This is a genomic window from Schlesneria paludicola DSM 18645 (genome assembly GCF_000255655.1).
In the GTDB taxonomy this organism is placed as follows: Bacteria; Planctomycetota; Planctomycetia; order Planctomycetales; family Planctomycetaceae; genus Schlesneria; species Schlesneria paludicola.
The window spans coordinates 736,625-755,015 of record NZ_JH636435.1 but is presented as its reverse complement, the minus strand read 5'-3'; the positions used below and the strand labels follow the sequence as shown (position 1 = coordinate 755,015).

Sequence of the window (18,391 nt, the reverse complement as noted above, 5' to 3'; positions counted from 1 at the left end):
CCGACCAAGAGGCGTCTGGCGGGGTGGGTGAGGAGTGTTTCGACGTGACGAGTTCCGATTCCGAATTCATGACCTCCCACAAAGGTCTTCGGCCTTGGGCGGGACTGTTATGGTTTCCACAAGAGACGCTGATTTTGTGGATCGTGAGCGGGCTCGATGTAACGATGACGCTGCATTTGTTGTGGCGCGGCGATATCCAGTTTGTCGAATCCAATCCCTTCGCGGGGTACTTCCTGGATCATTGGGGCGTGACCGGCATGGCTGGCTTCAAAGCTGCGATGACCTTGCTGGTGAGTGTGATCGTTCAGGTTGTGGCGTATCGCGATCCGGTGCTGGCCCGACGTGTTTTGTCGATTGGAACCGTGATCATCGTGTTTGTCGTCATTTACAGTGTCTGGCTTCATTTCAGTCACGTCGAAGTCGATGTCGCGCTGAAGGGGATGCCATGGGCTGGTCGATCAAAGGAACAGGTTTGTGAATTGGCCGTCTGGCTGTTGGACGGCATAGACTCGTGATGATGCTTAGGCTGCGTTGCAATTCATTTCAGGAAAGTCTCGTAATTGATAATCGAACAGACATTCGGCCAGAACGAACAGATGGCCGCTGCGAAACTTGTCGATTTGGCTTTGGCTGAAGATCTGTCGATCGCAGGCGATTTGACCTGTGCGGCGCTCATTCGTCCAGATCAGACGGCGACGGTGCAAGTCGTCGCCCGTCGCGATGGCGTTCTGGCCGGATCGCCGATCGGCCGCATGGTGTTCGAGAAGCTTGACCCAACGGTCCGTTGGGGGGCGAAACGAGCTGACGGCGAGACAGTTGCTCCGGGAACGGTGATTGCCGATGTCTCAGGGCCGTTAAGCTCGCTCTTGATTGGCGAGCGAACGATGCTGAATTTCATGACGCATCTGAGCGGGATTGCGACCATCACGCGTCGATTCGTTGACGCTGTCGCGGGGACCAGGGCCAAAGTGTTGGACACCCGAAAGACACTGCCTGGTTGGCGACTTCTCGAGAAGTATGCCGTTCGCTGCGGCGGCGGTACCAACCACCGCATGGGGCTTTATGACGGTATCTTGATTAAAGACAACCATCTGGCGGCCTGGACTGAATCCGCCAGCATTGCCGAGGCGGTACGGGTGGCCCGCGCGAGTGTGGCGGGAAAGGTTGGGATTGAAGTTGAGGTCGATACGCTGCAGCAGCTTGAAGACGCCTTGGGCGGGGCTCCTGATATCGTGCTGTTGGACAACATGAACGCCGACACCCTGCGCCAGGCCGTCTCGATTCGCAATCGACTGGCCCCCAAGGTCCAGCTTGAAGCGTCAGGCGGTATCACACTCGAGACGGTGAGCGGCTTGGCCCGGACCGGCGTGGAACGCATCAGTGTTGGCGCGCTCACGCACTCGGCACCCGCTCTTGATCTTGCTTTTGACTGGTCCTCGTCGACCGCAACGTAGATCTCGGACGTCAGGGACCGGTCACGCTTTGTCCGGATCGAATCCGCGGACGAGTTCCGCTTCCCATTCGTCCAGCAGCGGCCAGTCAACGGCACAGGTGCCGAAGTCTGCCATATGTTGATATTCAGTCAGGCGATCGATGGTCTTCTGCAGAAGCGCGTTGTTTTTGCGGAAGATCGGGCCATGGCTGGGTAGCAACCATTTCACATCCGAGTCGCGGATCCGTTCGAGCGATTGAATGAACGCAGGAATGTCCGATCCATGATGGGCGTCAATGTTTCCGACGCCGCCATCGCGATAGATGTTGTCGCCAGAGAACAACAGGTCACCTAACCGAAATGACAACTGACTTGGTGTGTGGCCGGGAGTGTTCCAGACATCAAGGGACAAGTTTCCCAGCTTGATCTTGTCACCTTCGTTGATCGTTTCCTCAATTTTGATGATCGGAAGATCGATGGAAATCCCTTGTGCCGCGATTTCGGCATACGTCACGATCCGGTCACCAGCGGCGAGCAGTTGCTGACATTCCGGGTGGCCCAGTGTGGTGGCGCTGGGCAACAGCTCTTTCAAACGCTTCATCCCTTGGATGTGGTCGACGTCGGCGTGCGTTGCAATCAAGTACTTGCAGTTCGCGAGCGAAAAATCCATCTGACGGATCATGTCAATGATTTCTTCGACGACATCTTCGAAGCCGATGTCAATCAGCAGCCACTCACCCGCATCGTGAACGAGGTAGACGGAACATCCCAGCCGCTGCCGGAACTGATAATTCATCTCGATCACATTGGGGAACACTTCGCGGCGTTGGAGCATGAAACAACTTTCCAGCGATCAATAAACGAATGCCAACACGACATGACGACGACAACGGGCCGCTCGTGTCGCGATTTTAGGCTGCTGATCCTCGATCAACAACCCGCGGCCGTCGATGAATCACAGAGGATCGCGCGACTTTCTCAATCCGGTTGACCTGGGCGAATGAGCCAGAGCCCACTGACCGGAAGTGTCTTTTTCTTTTCAAGTCCGATGATGACTCAGGCAAAGAATGACCATGCCCGGCAATACCGTGCCGGGCATGGTCGCGAATTCTTACGTCTACTTCAGGATTTGAGCGGCTTTATACTTGAGCGGCTTTTCCTGGTTGTCGCCCGCCTTGATCGTGACGGCGTATTTTTTGTCGAGCCAGCCCGACGATTCTTGCCAAACCATGAATTCATGTTGGCCAACAGGCAAATTGGGGATCTCGAAATTTCCCTTTTCGTCGGTGACGGCGGCGTAAGGGTGGTCAATGATCATCCAGTAAGCAACCATCCATGGGTGGATGTCGCAACTGATCTTGGTTGGAGTTCGTTCGACCAGGTTCATCGGCTTGATGGCGACACCGACTCGGTCGTTGGGGGTGACGATGAAATTGGCGGGTGTGTTCTTGATCGGATTGGTGTGCGTGTTGTGAGCGACCGCATCGTCCGATTTCACGCGTACACTTTGATCGGTACGGACGATCATCACGTGCGGCAGGAATCGGCACCCCTTTTGGTCAAACAGAATTTCCTTGTCCTTGCTCGCGGCGAGGTCTGGATGCACCTTCGCAGGTTTTTTCGCCAGGTAGACGACGATATTTGCGATTCCCTTCGTTTCAGGGTCAACGACCAGCTTTTCGTCGGGAACGATCTGCGCTGCACAAACGGCCGAGTCTTTTGCCGCAACATCGCCCTGGGCGACCAGCGGTGCGATCTTGGGAATATCGCCATCCAGCAGAATCTGGCCCTTGAGGTTACCCCACTGCGCGTCGGCAGAAGGAGCAAAAGTCACTGCTGCGGCGACGATGGCGGCAGCGAGGGCCCTGGAAAACAGCTTTGTCATGGCAGTGTATCCTCGGAAAAGTGGGTTTGGGCAGCCTTGCCCTTGAGGGGAGGCGTCCCGCCTCGAATTGGCACGGTCAGCGCATTATCGCCGATTGCCGGTTGCGAACAAGAATGCCGGGCGAATTTCTCTGAATGAAGAACGACAAATGCCGTGAGAAATATGACAACTGATGCTGTCATGCGGCTGATTCCAAGTCGTTTCGTATTTCCACAATAGGCTTTGATGCCTCGTCTGATCTTTGGACCTTGGTCTTGACCATACCCAGGGGATGAATAAGCTTCCGCTCATCCTATCGGCAGTTACCGCCAGGGACGGCGGGCTTCGTCCCAAAATCACCACAATTCGTTGCGGTTCCAAGGAAGGAACATCATGAAGCGTTGGGGCTCACACCTCGTTATCGCCCTCTATCTGTCGGCGATGTCCGTGGGAATCGTCAGTCAGACGTTAAAATTCGGAAATGCATCGCATCCGGCGATGTACTACCTGATCTGGGACATGTTCTGCGGCTGGTCGGCCCACGAAATCCGCTACCACGTCATTGGCCAGGGCGAAAGCGGAACCTATTACGAATTGGCACCTGGTCCCTGGACGCGGTTCATGCCTTATGGCGATCTCGATCGTCTGCATTACGACGTCTTGGGGAATTCGCATCACAAGATGGCCCTGAACGCCCTCAGACGTACCGAGCATGAGCCGATTCATCGCATTGTGATCGTCGAAGAAGTCTGGCAGAAGAAATACAATCTTTCCGATCGAATTTGGGCGATGCGTTTCGACGAGCCCAAGGACCGGATGAGCTACTTCTGGCAGCGTGCCGAAATGGACGATGAAGGGCGAATCCTGAGTGCGGTGCCGGATTATTTGGCCTATCTGCACAACAACAGCATTGCTTCGAACCCGCAGTTGGTCGCGGAAATGCACGTGGGGAAAGAGCACTACATCTACAACCCGGCTCACCGGGTTCATGCCCCCGAATAACGTTCGTGCGTTGCCCTTCCCTGCCGGAATCATCTGACTGAATTCGGCCTCGCGCCAGATGGAGATACGGTTCGATGTTACAAAAAGAGTCTTTCGCTGTCCGTGTGCATCGCTTCTTCTACGCGGAAGAGGTTCCCTATGGTTTGGCGCTCTGCCGAATCTGCTTGCCGCTCGTGCTGATGGGGCTGGTACTGCCTCGCTGGGTCGTCTGCCGAGAACTGTACTCCGCAGACGGGGCGACCGGCCAACTGTCAGTGGGATATGGCTACATCGACCTGCTTCCCGAGCTTTCGGGGAATATGGTCGCGGCCCTCTACACCACAATGATTTTTGCGATGCTCAGCTTGTGCGTAGGATGGTGCACGCGGATTTCAGCGTTCATCTCGTGCGTACTACTCACCTACTTTTGCATGCTCGACTGCGTCAGCACAATGACAAAGTACACGGCGATCAGTTCGCACGTATTACTGATTCTGTCGATGTCGCAGTGCGGAGCGATCTGGTCGGTCGACGCCTGGTTGGCCAGTCAGAAGCGAAACCTCGATCCGACCAAGCCGCGCGTCGAATTGCCAAAATCGGCCGCCTGGCCGCGTCGCTTGATTCAGTTGCATATCGCCTGGGTGTACTTCGGCGCGGGGATGACCAAGATTCACACGCCATCCTTCTTCACTGGTGATCAATTGCAATATTGGATGCTAACGCATCTGAACTACAAACACCCCCTGGGTGAACTGCTTAGTCTCTACCCGATCTTGCTGGTGACGGCGGGATTCGTGACGGTTGTCTGGGAAATCACGTTCATTTTCTGTTCTTGGAAGTCGTCGTGGCGAAATATCATATTGCCGATCGGAATTTCGTTTCATTTCATGACGGCCCTGACTCTCGGTTTGTTGATGTTTCCAATGGTCTGTTATTGCACGTATTTTGCCTTCTTCGACGACGAGGACATGAGTCAGTCATGTGCCTGGATGCGGCGTAAAGTTCGGCAAAATGCCTGGCTGAAGGCCTTTCAACAGCAACTGGCCGTCTGGCGTCAACAGTGGGGTCAGCACCCCGAATGGGCCGCCAAATCACGCTGGGGCTTCGCCGTGGCTGTTCCCGTGGTCGCGCTGATCGGGTTGCAACTGGAACGATACATCGATCTTTATGGTGAACGACGCCCAGAAGGCCGCTATCAATTGACCGCACTTGATCCTGAACGAGCTGAATTGATGCTGGCTCCTGCGGCTCCACAACGAGATATCGACAAATTCTTCTCTGTCGATATGGGAACGTTCCTCATCAGCGATTTGCTTGCCGATCGGCGAACGAAGTTTCGTCAGGGCGAGAAGATGATTGCGCAGTGCAATCTGGCTCCGCCACATCCCGACATGTCGGTTGAATGCAAGATCCGTGACAGCGAAAACCGTCTGATCGAACGAATTCCGGCAATTGCCACGCGCGAAATGTTTCGGGTGAACATCACCTTCCCGATCAGCGAAACGATGCGGCCAGGCGAATATTCGATGATCATCGAGACCGCCGGACGTCACGTGATGCAGAAGAAGTTTGAGGTCTTGCCAAAGTACGGTACGGTTGCGGCCCGTTAAGCTTTTGATGGCGACATTGTGAAGTTCACATTGGCACCGGTGCCTACTGACCGGTGCCTGTTTTGTTTGGTGAAGGCAGTTGCTTGATCCACTCGGTCAACAGATCGATGGCAGGCTGGTCGATCAGCGACGTTGCCAGTTGCGGCATCTGTCCGCGGCCACGTCGTGCGACACGGTACAGCAGCACGGATCGATCGGGGTGTCCTGGCGCGACGACACGTGCATCGGCGAGGCCGAATTTGTCGTGGACCGGAATCGCATCGACCATGCGCATCTTGTCGAGCGGGGTAGAAAACTCGAGCTGAATCTGAGCGTTCCCTCCTCCGGCATCGACATGGCAGATCGCACAGTTTGCATGCAAATAGGATTTCGCGCGGAGCGTCAGATCGGCCGTCGAGTCGTAGGGATTGACGAGACGTTCCATCTCGTCAGGCTTTTTTTCGAGTTTGAGCCAGCCGAATCGCTCAAGCATGGTCAATTGATTCTCAGGTTGCAGTTGTTTGGCAGGTGGTGTTTTGGGCTGGCAGTCACCTGGATCGGCGCTGCTCTTAGGGGCGATTGTCGTCGTCAGCGAAACGCTGTGTCCACGATTCATCTGGCCCGTGCTGAGTCCCAGCACGAAACCCGCGGCGCGACTGTGGCAAACCATGCATTCCGTGCGGCTTGGATAGTGCCAGACTTGCTGTCGGGGCCCCTCTATTGTCTGAATTGTGAAGTCGACATCCAATCCTTCTTGCCTGACGAGGGTTGCGTCGGTTTGTTCATCGTTCCAGCGGTATGAGTAACCAATCCATTCATTTTGCTGCTTCGTCATGAAACGCGTTTCGATCCAGCGCTTGGAGGTGGCGTCGCCTTCCTTAAACTCGAGCGAAAACGATTTCACCAGGACCGTTTCATCGGGGAACTTCCAGCCGCGATTGCCAGCGATTTCGATCTTGGGCGAGTCTCCGGGAATTGCCATGTATCGGACTTTTTCGGCCCCGTCGGACCAGAGCGGAGCATTGACCTCGTAGGGGACGAGCGCGGCTTCGACGTCATGGCCTTTGACCAAGCGAAACAGTCCGCTTTCGCTGAGCGTACGCGGAAATGGCGGGGCGTCCTTCTGCGGTGGGGTTGGAATCAGGGTGTATAGGGCTCCAGCATCGTCGCCGACATAGTCGCAGATCAGTAGTTCGTCGTGTGAATCGGTTCCAAAGCCTGAGATATGAAAAGGCGTGTCGGACAATTCCTTGTGCCAGAGCACTTTGTTTCCATCATGTTTTGCCGCCCAGATCTTACCCGTCGAGTGATCACCATAAATGTAGGCCCCTCGCAGTTCCGGCAAATGAGACCCGTAGTACACAACGCCGCCGGTCAGTGATCGTGCTTCAGAGTGGTGATGTTCAAACGTTGGCTGGGCGAGTGGTGCGGGGCCCATTTCGCGATTGAGATAGAATGGATGGCTGCCCTCGTAAACGGACCAGCCATAGTTCTCGCCCTTTCGCAGGAAGTAAACCTGTTCCCAAAGGTCCTGGCCATTGTTTCCGATCCAGATATGACCAGTCTCGCGATCGGCGGTCATTCGCCAGGGATTGCGTAGACCAAACGCCCAGGTTTCGGGGGCGATGCCGCTCTTCCCGATGAATGGATTGTCGGCTGGAACCGAGTACATCTTTCCCGGATCGGGATGCTCAATATCAATTCGCAGGGCCTTTGCGGTTAGGTGGCTCATTTCCTGGCCGCGAAGATTCGTGTCGCTGTCTGATGTTCCATCACCCGAGGTCACGTAGAACATTCCATCGAGACCGAAGGCCATCGCGGCGCCATTGTGTCCATCCGAGGGCCATTCGATGATGGTGGTTTCGCTCTTCGGATCAAACTCGTACGGGGGCAGCGGGTTCATTTTGAACCGTGAAATGACGGTGTATTTCTCTTTGCCAGCTGCATGAGGACGATTGTGACCGACGAACAGGAAGCCGTTCTGTTGAAACTGAGGGTGAAAGACAATGTCGTAGGCGATGCGATCGTCGGCAGGAAGCAGAACCTCTGTTTCCTTGACATCCGGATGATCGACAAATCGCCGAATGGTCGAGAATCCTTTGGCGCCTTCCTCTAACGTGATCAGCAGGATGCGATCGCTTCCCGGTTGGCGAGCCACCGCCACCGGGTTGCTCATTTTCAATTGGGGATACATCCGCCGACTTGTGTAGGGCAACGGCGGCTCGGGCGAACCCAGGACGCGCGAGGTCGTCAGCTTTGGAACGCGTCCATCAGGCCAAAGGAGGCCGTTCTTTGGCACCTTGTTTGTGTCGTCCGCTTCCACCTTTCCTGTCGCACACGCCACGGCGGCGAATGCCAGAAGAAGTCCGTAGGCTCGCGGTCTCATTTGATGGACGAAGGACGATCGAGTCATCGTGCGGAACTCTCGCGGAAACAAATTGAGTGATTCAGAATCGCGGCTGATCGGATCAGATTGGTGTCGAACGCAGGTGAGCGGCCGGGGCCTGTTCAAGGCGATCACACCCAAGGATGCAGTACTTCCCGTCAATTGTGAAGAGATCGTGAACTCAATTTCCGATTCGGTACGAATCCGTCTGAACGAAACGGGCCGTTCTATTGTGTTTTTGTTCGGGATGCCGAAAACTCATACTGGGGTCGTCTGGGCCTAGGTCTAAGATGACCGTGGATGTTCGGATCACGGATTTCGTGCGCGGTCGGTCGTTGATCGTTCGTGTCTCTTCTCGGGGCCGATGTCATTCTTGAAATTTGTCCAGTCACACTGTCGTGTCGAGGCGACTTTGATATGCTTCGGCGCGCTGGTGACGGCGGTTTTGGGGCTTGTTCTGTCGTGCCGCATGATCTCGGATGAGACGCATGCGGGGTGTTCTGGTGGAGAACTGTGTGCATGGCGCTTCGTGCCGGCGGTCGACTGGTGGATTTTCTAGTTGCCCGTCATGTTCTATTGCTCGTCGTGGCTGTGATCCTCACGGTGTTCTCGGTCGGGCCCGCGCGACGCCTGGCATTCGATCAGTCAATCGAGTCGCTTTATGCCGCCGAGAATGTGCGTCTGAAGGACTACGTTGAAGGGAAGTCGTTGTTCGGTGGGGATGAGTTCGTCTTTGTCGCCTATACGGACCCTGATCTCTTCACAGAGGAAGGACAGGATCGTGTCGACGAACTCGCGACGAAACTGGGCGATGTTCAAGGCGTCGTTCCCGACAGCATTCAAAGCCTCAGCCGTGCATTGGCGATTACCAAGCTGCCGTTCTTCAAGAGTCGACGAGGGGAGCTGATTGAATTCAGCCGCGGTGTCCTTCTTGGCCCTGACGACCAGACGACTGCGGTGGCGCTGCGTCTGCTTGAGCCACACGAATCGCCCGTTCCCCGCGCGGAATCATTGGCACAGATTCATCGAATTGCCGCGGGGCAATCAATTCCCACGTTTGTTGTCGGTGAGCCGGTCCTTGTTCACGATATGTTCCGATATGCAGAAGATGATGGCGAATGGATGGGATGGGCCGCTTCTGGTCTGCTCGTGATTGTCATCCTCTTTTTCTTGCGTAGCCTGCGTGCGGTCATTCTGCCCTTCGTCATCGTGCAATTCGCCATCATCTGGACGAAAGCCGTCCTGTATCAAAGCGGGATGCAGCTCAGCATGGTCAGCTCGATCCTTGGATCGCTAGTGACGATCATTGGGGTCTCAACCGTCGTTTACATGTCGTTGTACTATCAGAAGCTTCGGGAAGAGACTGATCGTGTGACAGCATTTCGACAAACCGTAAAGATGATCGGTGCCGATATCGTCTGGGTTTGTCTGACGACTGCTGTCGGATTCGGAGCCCAGCTTTCGAGCCACCTGCATCCTGTGCGTTCGTTTGGTTTGACGATGGTTATCGGATCGCTGCTCGTCCTGCTGGCGATGACCCTGGTGTTACCAGGAGGATTTCTGATCGGCCCCGAACGTGCCAAGCCGCAGCGTCCGCGTGGCGATCGCGAAGTGAATCAATCTCTTCAGGGACTATCCCATTGGGTCCTGTGTCATCCCTGGCGTGTTTCGCTCTCATGCGTTGCTTTGATGATCGTCGGCCTGTTTGGTCTGTTTCGCCTCAAGATCGAAACCGATTTCAGTAAGAATTTTCGCTCCGACAGCCCTGTCGTGAAAGGGCTCGACTTTCTCGAAACAAAACTCGGCGGTGCAGGAGCTTGGGAGGTGAATTTCCCCGCACCCGAAGAGCTGACCGAAGAGTTTCTGGTAAAGGTTCGAAGGCTGGCGGCGAAGCTGCGCGAAATTCCTGGCGAGCGTGGTCCTGCCCTGACGAAGGCCTTGGCTGTCACGGACGGATTGGATCTGATTCCCACGATTCCTCTCCTTTCTGGAACCCTCGGGGCCAAGGTCTCGAACCTGAATCGGATTCAGCCTGAGTTTGTGCCGAGCCTTTACAATCCGAAGCATCAGCGGATGCGGATCATGCTTCGCGCCTATGAGCGACAGTCCTCCGAAGACAAACAACGCTTGATTGATGACGTGGGTGAGATCGCTCGTGCCGAGTTTCCCGAAGCGAAGGTCACGGGGCTATTCGTGCTGCTGACCTTCCTAATCGAGAGCCTGTTGCACGATCAGATGACGGATTTGATTCTGGGGACAATCAGTCTCATCACGATTATGACGATTGCCTATCGCAGTTTGTGGATGGGCGTCGTGTCGCTGGTGCCGAATGTCATCCCGATCGTGCTGCTGCTCGGCGGAATGGGCTGGCTCGCGGTGCCTGTGAACATCGGTACGGCAATGATTTCGAGCGATACGATGGGGCTGACGATTCACGACAGCATTTTCTACATCTCGGCATTCTTACGGGCTCGCCGTTCGGGGCTGAATTTTCCCGACGCGTTGCATCTGGTGCAGTCTGAAGTGCGACAACCCCTCCTGTATTCGAATCTGGCGCTGATTGTCGGGTTTCTCGTTTTGGCCACGTCTCACTTCGTACCACTCATCTATTTCGGTGTCATGGTCAGTGTGGCGATCGCGGGGGGATTGGCGGTCAATCTGCTCCTGCTGCCGCTTTTGCTTCAGCTTGGCGAGCGATGGACATTCCGCCCGGTCGCGGCGCCAGAACCTAGCGAGCCTCAAGAACCCGCTCAGAACGTGTGAATCCCTTCACGCGGCCGATACTCAAGTGGTCGTCTCTTGTCGGATGCTCAAGGCTTCAGCGGGCTGGCCCGCGAGATATTGCAGTCTGATCGATTCGACGCTCGACGAAAATTGATCCAGCCGGTCGCCGTGACGGGCGAACTCTGCGACAGCCTGCTCCAGATCAGGAAAGAGTCCCGCTCCGGCATTCAGTCGGGCCAGCTCACGGGCCAGTTCTTCGATGCGCCGCGTCAGGCCGCGTCGTAGACGCAAGGTGTAGCTCATGACGAACGCGCCCGCCCAGAACAACAGGAAGAGTGCCGAGGGAATGTAGAAATTCGTATCCAGCAATGGCTTTTCGAGCCAGAACGAATCGTAGAAGAAATTGCGTCCCACTCGGTACAGCAAGAACGCGGGTAGAAGTGCGAACAAGATTTCGTATCGCCACCGAATCGACCACTGCGAGTTGCGTTTGGCCGTATTAAGAATCAGTTCATCAATTCGCTGCGCGGCGTCGGTCAAAAACTCCAAACGCACCTCGGTGGCTGCTTGGCGCAGGTTGTCGAACGACGCCGTGCCGGGGACGACTCGGTCCAGCTTTGCGGCGTGAACATGACCCGAGACCACAATCTGCGACTCGCGAAGTTCTGAATCGCTCAGTCCGAGTGACGACAATGATTCAAGGCGTCGCTCGGCATCTTGCTCCTGCTGCTGTGACGTCACCCATCGCGTTCCATGCACCAGTCCGACCAGGGCCATTTGTGCCGTCGTGTGTGACCTCATCAACGAAAACGAGGCGAGCAGGCTGGCCTGGCTATGCCACAATCGCAAGACCGATGCAAACGGGCTGTAGCCCCACATCTGAGTCACCTGCCCCAGTAACCGTCGTTCCCAAAGTCCGCGACTGACAAGTAACTCTTCCTGCAAGCGACTGGCCATCCGCTCTGTGGTGCGATGTCGTTGTTCGGAGAGTGCTTGTTCCAGTTTTTTGACCTGGGGATCTTGTTCGGACAAGATCGCGCGGGCGTGCATCAAGACTTCCTGGACGAGTCCCATGAGATTGCCGCGGCGGATCCGAATTCGTTGTGTGGTGGAAAGTTCCTTCAGCAGCAGGTCAATTAACCGCCCAAACTCACCCGTGGGACGCATGCCGGATTGCTGTTCACGCAGCGCGAGCTTCGAATCGACAAAGAACATGTCGGCAATTCGAAATGTCCGGCTCAGTTGCGAACGCCAGTCGTCGCGAATGTCGGAATCCAGATCGGCGTGGGATTGAATGAAAACCAGACGGCAGCCGCTGGCCGCCTGCAGCAGTTCCTCGCTGACTCGGGCCGAGCGATATTTCTGCTGTGTGCTGACGTAAAGCAGCACATCACAATAGGGGAGCAGACGATGTAGACGAGCGAGATTACTTGACGTCGTCTCGACCTCGGAGGTGTCGGGATCGGGACAGTCGATCAGCACGATATCTCGTAGCAAAGGAGTCTCAAGCCGGACCACCTTCAGTTCATCGTCACCCTTCTCCAGTGGCAAATGGTAGGCGGTCAGATCGGTCTGCGGGTGGGCCAGGACAATGGGGTGTGTCGTCGTCGGACGCTGGCGGCCAGAGGAGGTGACCTCCTGGCCAACCAATCCATTGACGAGAGAACTTTTTCCGACACCCGTGCCGCCGAATGTCGCGACGACGAGTGGAGCTTCAACGCGGGCTCGCAATGGTTCCAGACGAGACAAGAGTCGTCGAACCAAGGCTTGACTCTGCTGGACAGACTCCCAGGCGGAAGGCTCGTTCGACCAACTGACCAACCGAGCGACCAGGTCATCAACTTGAGCAAGCAGTTCCAACTGAGCCAATTCCACTGTCATTCGTTGTGTCCTATGCACTCACAATCCCGTTGCGCAAATCGATTGATTCGAAGACAGTCTGTCGTATCTCGTTGACCGATTCCAGCAATGCCGGTGACTCTGACTCAATCGACCCGATGGATCGCACTGATGGCGCCCACAATCGACGTGGTTCTGGCTGAACGAGCGACACGGCCCGTCGGATCAACTGAATCCCACCGGTTGCAATGGGCATTTCGCGGCAATAAAGCTTTCGCGCCGATGGTCGGCGGCGAATTCGACGGTCACTGTTCGCATTCTCGAGAATCCGTTCACCTCCACGACCGTTCCAATGCCGTAGCGAGGGTGACGCACTTGTGAGCCCAGTCCGAAGCCAACCGGGATGTCTGCAAAGGTGCTTGCACCGGCTTCCAGTGCGGCACCGGTTGTCAGGTGTGGCTTGCGTGGTGTTTTTTTGGGTTTCTTGGGACTGGCTTGTGACTTGTACGTCCCGCCATACCAGTCACTTGATTGTGCAGGTGCCGTTGACGACTCCTCGAATCCGTCATCGTGTATGATGTCTTGATCCCACATTTCCATCGTCACGCCGGCACCCGTGCAATCCCGGCGCTCCACGATCAATTCTTGCAGAAAATCACTGGAAATTGTCGACAGGGTTCGTCCGTGCATTTCACGTCGCTCGGTGTGTGTCAGCACCAGCCGTTCTTGGGCACGCGTGATGCCGACAAATAACAAGCGACGCTCTTCTTCAAGCGGTTGCTTATCGTTCTCACGCAGCGACCGTTCGTGCGGGATGAGATTTTGTTCGACGCCAATCAGGTAGACATCGGGAAATTCAAGTCCCTTGGCGGCATGCAACGTCATGAGTGTCACGGCACCCGTCTCTTCTTCGAGAGAATCGACATCCTGCGTCAAGCTGGCGGTTTCCAGAAAGCTGCCCAGAGTCGCGACCTCTTCTTGCTCGGTCATATGTCGATCGAACAACATGGCGGAACTGACCAGTTCGTCGACATTCGATTTTCGCTGGACTTCATCTTCGTCCAAGGGGCCCTCGTATTGTCGATAGTAGCCGGTGCGTTCGAGGACGGCTCGAACAATCGTTTCGACTGCGCCTCGTGACGACTCGGATTGGTCCGAGTCGTCGGAATTGTCGCTCTCGAAATCAAATTCGGTGGACCCAAACTGATTCCCAAACGGGTTGGCAGACAGATCGGCCAGTTCCGCGATCAACGCCGCAAAGGCGCGAAGTCCGACAGCCGCTTTCTTCGAGAGGTTTGGCACGCGTTCGGACTGCGCCGCTGCGGTCAGGAGATCAATCCCTGCAGTGTCGGCCCATTGAACAAAGCGATCGAGTGAGCTTTTTCCAACTCCACGGGTCGGCGTATTGACGACGCGCAGAAATGCGATTCGATCGAGTGGATTCTCGATCAGGCGAAGATACCCCAGGACGTCTTTGATTTCCGCGCGTTCATAGAACGCCAGTCCTCCAGCCACCTGATACGGGATCTTAAGTCGAGAGAGCGCCGTTTCGACGGTGCGTGACAGTGAGTTCACGCGGTAAAAAATCGCGAAGTCGTTCCAGCCGCGTTGCCCCGCCTGGACAAGTGACTGAATTTCCGCAGCGATAGAAGACGCTTCACTTTGCCCATCGGCGTAGAGTCTCAATTGAACCGGTTGTCCGCTCTCTCTCATCGGCTGAAGGCGTTTCGGTTTGCGATTGACGTTATGGCGGATCAGTTCGTCAGCCGCGGCAAGGATCTCGGGTGTGCTTCGGAAGTTTTCTTCGAGTCGTACCTGCACGACGCCGGGGAAATCTCGCTCAAACCGGAGGATGTTTTCGATCTGAGCACCGCGCCACCCATAGATCGACTGATCAGGATCACCCGTCACGCACAGATTGGGAAATTGCTGCGACAGTGCCGCGACGATTTGGTATTGCGCCCGGTTCGTATCCTGGTACTCGTCGACGAGGATGAACCGATACCGTTCATCCAGTGACATTCGCAGTTCATCGTGCTCATGCAGCATGCGTGCGACATGCATCAGGAGATCATCGAAGTCGACCGCGTTGGCGTCGAGCAATCGCTGTTGATAGACGGGGTAGACGCGCGCTGCGACGGCATCGAGATGCGTTCCGATCGAAGCGGCATGCTTTTGGCGAAATTGATCGGCCGTGATCAGATCGTTCTTCGCCTTGCTGATTCGGCCGAGTAGTTTTCCGGGCGGAAAATGTGTCGCATCGAAATTCAAATCATGCAGAACCGTTTTGAGCAACGTGAGCTGATCACTGGTGTCGTAGATCGAAAAACTGGGCCGAAGTCCAACCACAGCCGCATGTTCACGCAAAAGACGCGAGCAGAATTTATGAAATGTACTGACCCAGACAAAAGAACGCGGCAAAAGCGCCTGCACACGCTCACTCATCACTCGGGCGGCTTTGTTCGTGAAGGTGATCGCAAGAATTTCGTGCGGATGGACACCCCGGTCGATCAACCGGGCGATGCGGCGAGTAATGACTCGTGTTTTTCCCGAGCCCGGTCCCGCGACGACGAGCAACGGTCCTTCAAAATGCTCGACGGCCGCACGTTGAGATTCCGTCAAATCTGCGTCTTTACCCACGACCGTGCCGCTCCTTGGAATGCAACCAATCCTTCATCGGGGAATTGTAACGAACGTTCGGCACCGCGACGAATCAACGGACATCGGCATCGAGTTCCACGTTGACTTGGCGATTGTAAAGCAATGTTTTGAAGGATTTTTGGACCTGGCAAAGTCGTCAAGTTGCGTGGCAGGTCTTCAGGCTCAAAGTGGCTGTTAATGGGCGAAGGCGCCCCCCCTGGAATTCCTCCCTATCAAACCGTAATAAGGTCTGCGTACGCCCCGAGACATACACTGATGCGCACAGTTTTTTTCCTTGCGTCTTGGCGCCCTGGCGCCTTTGCGTTCCCTTCTTCTCCGGTGAAAAGCGGCTTCGGAAAGAAAAATTAACGCCAAGGCGCAAGGACGCAAAGTGAAGACCACACGACTTCTTTGTTTCTTTCTTTGCGATCGATTCCCCGCGAACGGGCAAAGTGCGCGACGTCAGAGCCGGTCTGTGGGCCGACAAGTTGAAATCCCTGATGATCCTTCTCATGATGCAGTTGGTGAACAATGATCGTCACGGAGATGGATCATGGCGGCGATGGACCGTCGCTCGTTCAGCGGCCTTTGGCTCAATGGCTTGATGACACACTCGAAACTGGGAATCCGACGCATGAAGAACTGTTTGATGTCTTTGGCCGCAATTCTGGCCATGATGTTTGCGCTACCGATATCAGCCGCCGAGAAGACGCTTCCGGTCCGCATGGGCTGCGGCATTATGACGTTCGATACGGTGCCAGGTTGGGGACTTGGGGCTGATGGCAAATCCGTGCTGGGGTCCACACATGGCGGCGTCGTGGTCGACAAGGCGGGAAATATCTACACCAGCGCGAACATCGGCATGTTTGTGTTTTCGCCAGATGGCAAGGTGATTCGTCGATTTCTCGGTGACGAATACACGAATATGCATGACATCGAGATCCGCGACGAAGCGGGGGGCGAGTTCATCTACGCTGCTCGAAATGCCGCCGCTGAAGGGATCAAATTCAATGCCGAGACGGGCGCAATCGTCTTGAAACTACCGTTTCCAGAGGCCTCTGGATTGAATCTAAAGAAATTCAGCCCGACGGCGATCACCGTTGCTCCCAACGGCGATATTTTTCTGTCGGACGGCTATGCCAGTGACCATATTTTCAAGTTCGACAAGACCGGCAAGTACTTGCTGCACTTCGGAGTCAAAGGCAATGAACTGAAGCAGTTCAATACGGCCCATGGTATGACGATGGATACACGTTATGAAAAACCGCTGCTTTTGATCTGTGACCGCAATCACACTCCTCCTGGAGAAGCGGGCCCCCGAGGTCGCTTGTTGCACTATACCCTTGATGGAGAATTCGTCGCCGAGATCGTGACCGGTCTGGGAATGCCAACGTCTGCCTCGATTCAGGGAGATTATGTCTCGGTTCCGGATCTTCACGGTCGGCTGGTCATTCTCGACAAGAGCAACACGATCATGGCGGTGCTGGGGCACAATGCCGATCCCGCAAAGCGGGCAAACTTCAATGTCCCGCAGGATCAATGGGTCGAAGGGGTGTTCAGTGGTACGCACGGTTCGTCGTGGGACAACCAAGGCAATTTGTACGTCCAGGATTGGAACGTGTCGGGCCGTCTGATGAAGCTGGTGCGAGTTAAATCGCCTGCGGCGGCTCCTGCTGCCGGAAACTGACCCGTCCGGAACACGAAGTCTTGCAAGTGAGGGAGGGCCGCCATGATTGGTCGCCCTCCCTTTCTTATTTCGCGGCGGGCTCGGCCAGAAGGTTCACGATCCGTTCGCGCATGTACTTCTCGCCGTCACGACCTTGCCACTTGAGTTCGCCGGGCCAGAAGTCGCGCAGATATCCACGCTTGTCGATCAGGTAGACCGAGGGCCACATCGAATTGCCCCATGCGTCCCAGTTCTCATTCTTGGCGTCGATCAGAATCGGAAACTCAAGCTTCTCATCCTTCGCCTTGCGGCGGACATTCGCCGACTCTCGCTCGCTCGATGTCTCGGGTGAATGGATTCCAATCAGCACGACATCTTTGTTCTGGAATTGTTCGTGCCATTGTTTGTATGACGGATAATTGTGGATGCAGTTGATGCAGCCGGCCGCATAGAAATGTAACACGATAATTTTGCCGCGCTGTGCGGCGAGCGTTATCGGTTCCGAGTTGATCCACTCGTTTGTGTTGACGAGTTCCGGTGCCTTGAATGTGGGTTGACGCAATTCCGCCAGGGGGAATGAGGGGCCCAGCATCGCCTTCAGCGTCTCGATCTGATCTTTCTTCAGGACGGCGATCAGCTTGCGTTGCTCGTTTGTTTTAAGTCTCACAAAACGAACTTGCGGTGGCTCGGACGCGTTGCGGTTGTCCTTGTCCTGGTTCTCGTTGGCGAGCGCCGCGTCCGTTTCGGCGATGATGTCTTTCATCCGCTTTCGTTGGGCGTCGGTGTACTTTAACCGATCCGCTACCTGATCTAGCAGGAACGAACTGTTGCCCAGATGCTGAAGCAGGATCTCATTCAGCCGTTGCAATTGCTCCGGTTTGAGCAGCGTTTTCAGTTGCGTTTTGACTTCGTCCGAAATCTTGGCCATCCCGGCGGTCGCATCATCGGCGGACTTGTTTCGAAGCGGAAAGAACTTCAAATCCAATTGATCGAGCAGTTGCGAGTAGGCTGCCTGCTGGGCGTCGTCGAGTCTCAAGTCTTTGACCACGGCGGGTTCGTGCAGCAAGACCCAGTAGGGATCGTTCCCAAGGTAGGGATCGATGGCAAATGCCTCCGAGGCCGCAATGACCAAACCAAGAAATGACACGAAAGCCAAGAGAACTCGCAAGTTTGGAACTCCCACTTGTTCTAAGGTCATCGCGCGGGATTGAGCCGCGTTGGTTATCGAGTGTGACGCGGCCGAAACAAGCTACAAACGACTACCATGACT

Annotated in this window: 12 protein-coding genes; 6 read left to right on the top strand and 6 right to left on the bottom strand. The window is 55.5% G+C overall.

Annotated features, from left to right (window positions below; genetic code table 11):
• Nucleotides 1-44 precede the first annotated feature (44 nt).
• Nucleotides 45-515, top strand: a complete 471-nt coding sequence (locus tag OSO_RS48330) for a DUF5658 family protein (protein ID WP_010585048.1) — start codon at nucleotides 45-47, stop codon at nucleotides 513-515.
• 81 nt (nucleotides 516-596) lie between these two features.
• On the top strand, nucleotides 597-1,454 hold the full coding sequence (gene nadC / locus OSO_RS0120665) for a carboxylating nicotinate-nucleotide diphosphorylase (protein WP_040592575.1): 858 nt from the start codon (nucleotides 597-599) through the stop codon (nucleotides 1,452-1,454).
• 21 nt (nucleotides 1,455-1,475) lie between these two features.
• Here the strand turns inward: nadC and OSO_RS0120660 are convergent, their stop codons facing one another.
• The gene (locus OSO_RS0120660; RefSeq protein WP_010585046.1) at nucleotides 1,476-2,267 is read right to left on the bottom strand and encodes an MBL fold metallo-hydrolase; all 792 of its coding nucleotides are present in this window, start codon (nucleotides 2,265-2,267) and stop codon (nucleotides 1,476-1,478) included.
• A 282-nt stretch (nucleotides 2,268-2,549) separates the two neighbouring features.
• Nucleotides 2,550-3,317, bottom strand: a complete 768-nt coding sequence (locus OSO_RS44405) for a cupredoxin domain-containing protein (RefSeq protein WP_010585045.1) — start codon at nucleotides 3,315-3,317, stop codon at nucleotides 2,550-2,552.
• Between the two features lie 372 nt (nucleotides 3,318-3,689).
• Between OSO_RS44405 and OSO_RS0120640 the strand changes: the two genes are divergently transcribed.
• Together OSO_RS0120640 and OSO_RS0120635 are read left to right on the top strand one after the other, a co-directional pair.
• Entirely contained in the window at nucleotides 3,690-4,298 is a 609-nt protein-coding gene (locus OSO_RS0120640) for a hypothetical protein (RefSeq protein ID WP_010585043.1), read from the top strand.
• Between the two features lie 74 nt (nucleotides 4,299-4,372).
• A complete protein-coding gene (locus OSO_RS0120635; RefSeq protein WP_010585042.1) occupies nucleotides 4,373-5,887 on the top strand; it encodes an HTTM domain-containing protein in 1,515 nt (504 codons plus the stop codon).
• Nucleotides 5,888-5,930: 43 nt separating this feature from the next.
• Here the strand turns inward: OSO_RS0120635 and OSO_RS0120630 are convergent, their stop codons facing one another.
• Nucleotides 5,931-8,279: a PQQ-dependent sugar dehydrogenase gene (locus tag OSO_RS0120630; RefSeq protein WP_010585041.1), complete on the bottom strand. Its 2,349-nt coding sequence runs from the start codon at nucleotides 8,277-8,279 to the stop codon at nucleotides 5,931-5,933.
• Between the two features lie 492 nt (nucleotides 8,280-8,771).
• On the opposite strand from OSO_RS0120630, the gene OSO_RS0120615 reads away from it, so the two are divergent.
• Nucleotides 8,772-11,015 carry an efflux RND transporter permease subunit gene (locus OSO_RS0120615; RefSeq protein WP_010585039.1) on the top strand — a complete coding sequence of 748 codons (2,244 nt, stop codon included), beginning with the start codon at nucleotides 8,772-8,774 and terminating at the stop codon, nucleotides 11,013-11,015.
• Between the two features lie 21 nt (nucleotides 11,016-11,036).
• Here OSO_RS0120615 and OSO_RS0120610 read toward each other — a convergent pair whose 3' ends face one another.
• Nucleotides 11,037-12,857: a GTPase gene (locus tag OSO_RS0120610; protein WP_010585038.1), complete on the bottom strand. Its 1,821-nt coding sequence runs from the start codon at nucleotides 12,855-12,857 to the stop codon at nucleotides 11,037-11,039.
• Between the two features lie 183 nt (nucleotides 12,858-13,040).
• Entirely contained in the window at nucleotides 13,041-15,455 is a 2,415-nt protein-coding gene (locus OSO_RS0120600) for an ATP-dependent helicase (RefSeq protein WP_010585036.1), read from the bottom strand.
• A 553-nt stretch (nucleotides 15,456-16,008) separates the two neighbouring features.
• Between OSO_RS0120600 and OSO_RS0120585 the strand changes: the two genes are divergently transcribed.
• Nucleotides 16,009-17,142, top strand: coding sequence for an NHL repeat-containing protein (locus OSO_RS0120585; protein ID WP_010585035.1), 1,134 nt, complete (start codon nucleotides 16,009-16,011; stop codon nucleotides 17,140-17,142).
• A 64-nt stretch (nucleotides 17,143-17,206) separates the two neighbouring features.
• Here OSO_RS0120585 and OSO_RS0120580 read toward each other — a convergent pair whose 3' ends face one another.
• Nucleotides 17,207-18,319, bottom strand: coding sequence for a redoxin domain-containing protein (locus OSO_RS0120580; RefSeq protein WP_010585034.1), 1,113 nt, complete (start codon nucleotides 18,317-18,319; stop codon nucleotides 17,207-17,209).
• Between the last annotated feature and the right edge of the window lie 72 nt (nucleotides 18,320-18,391).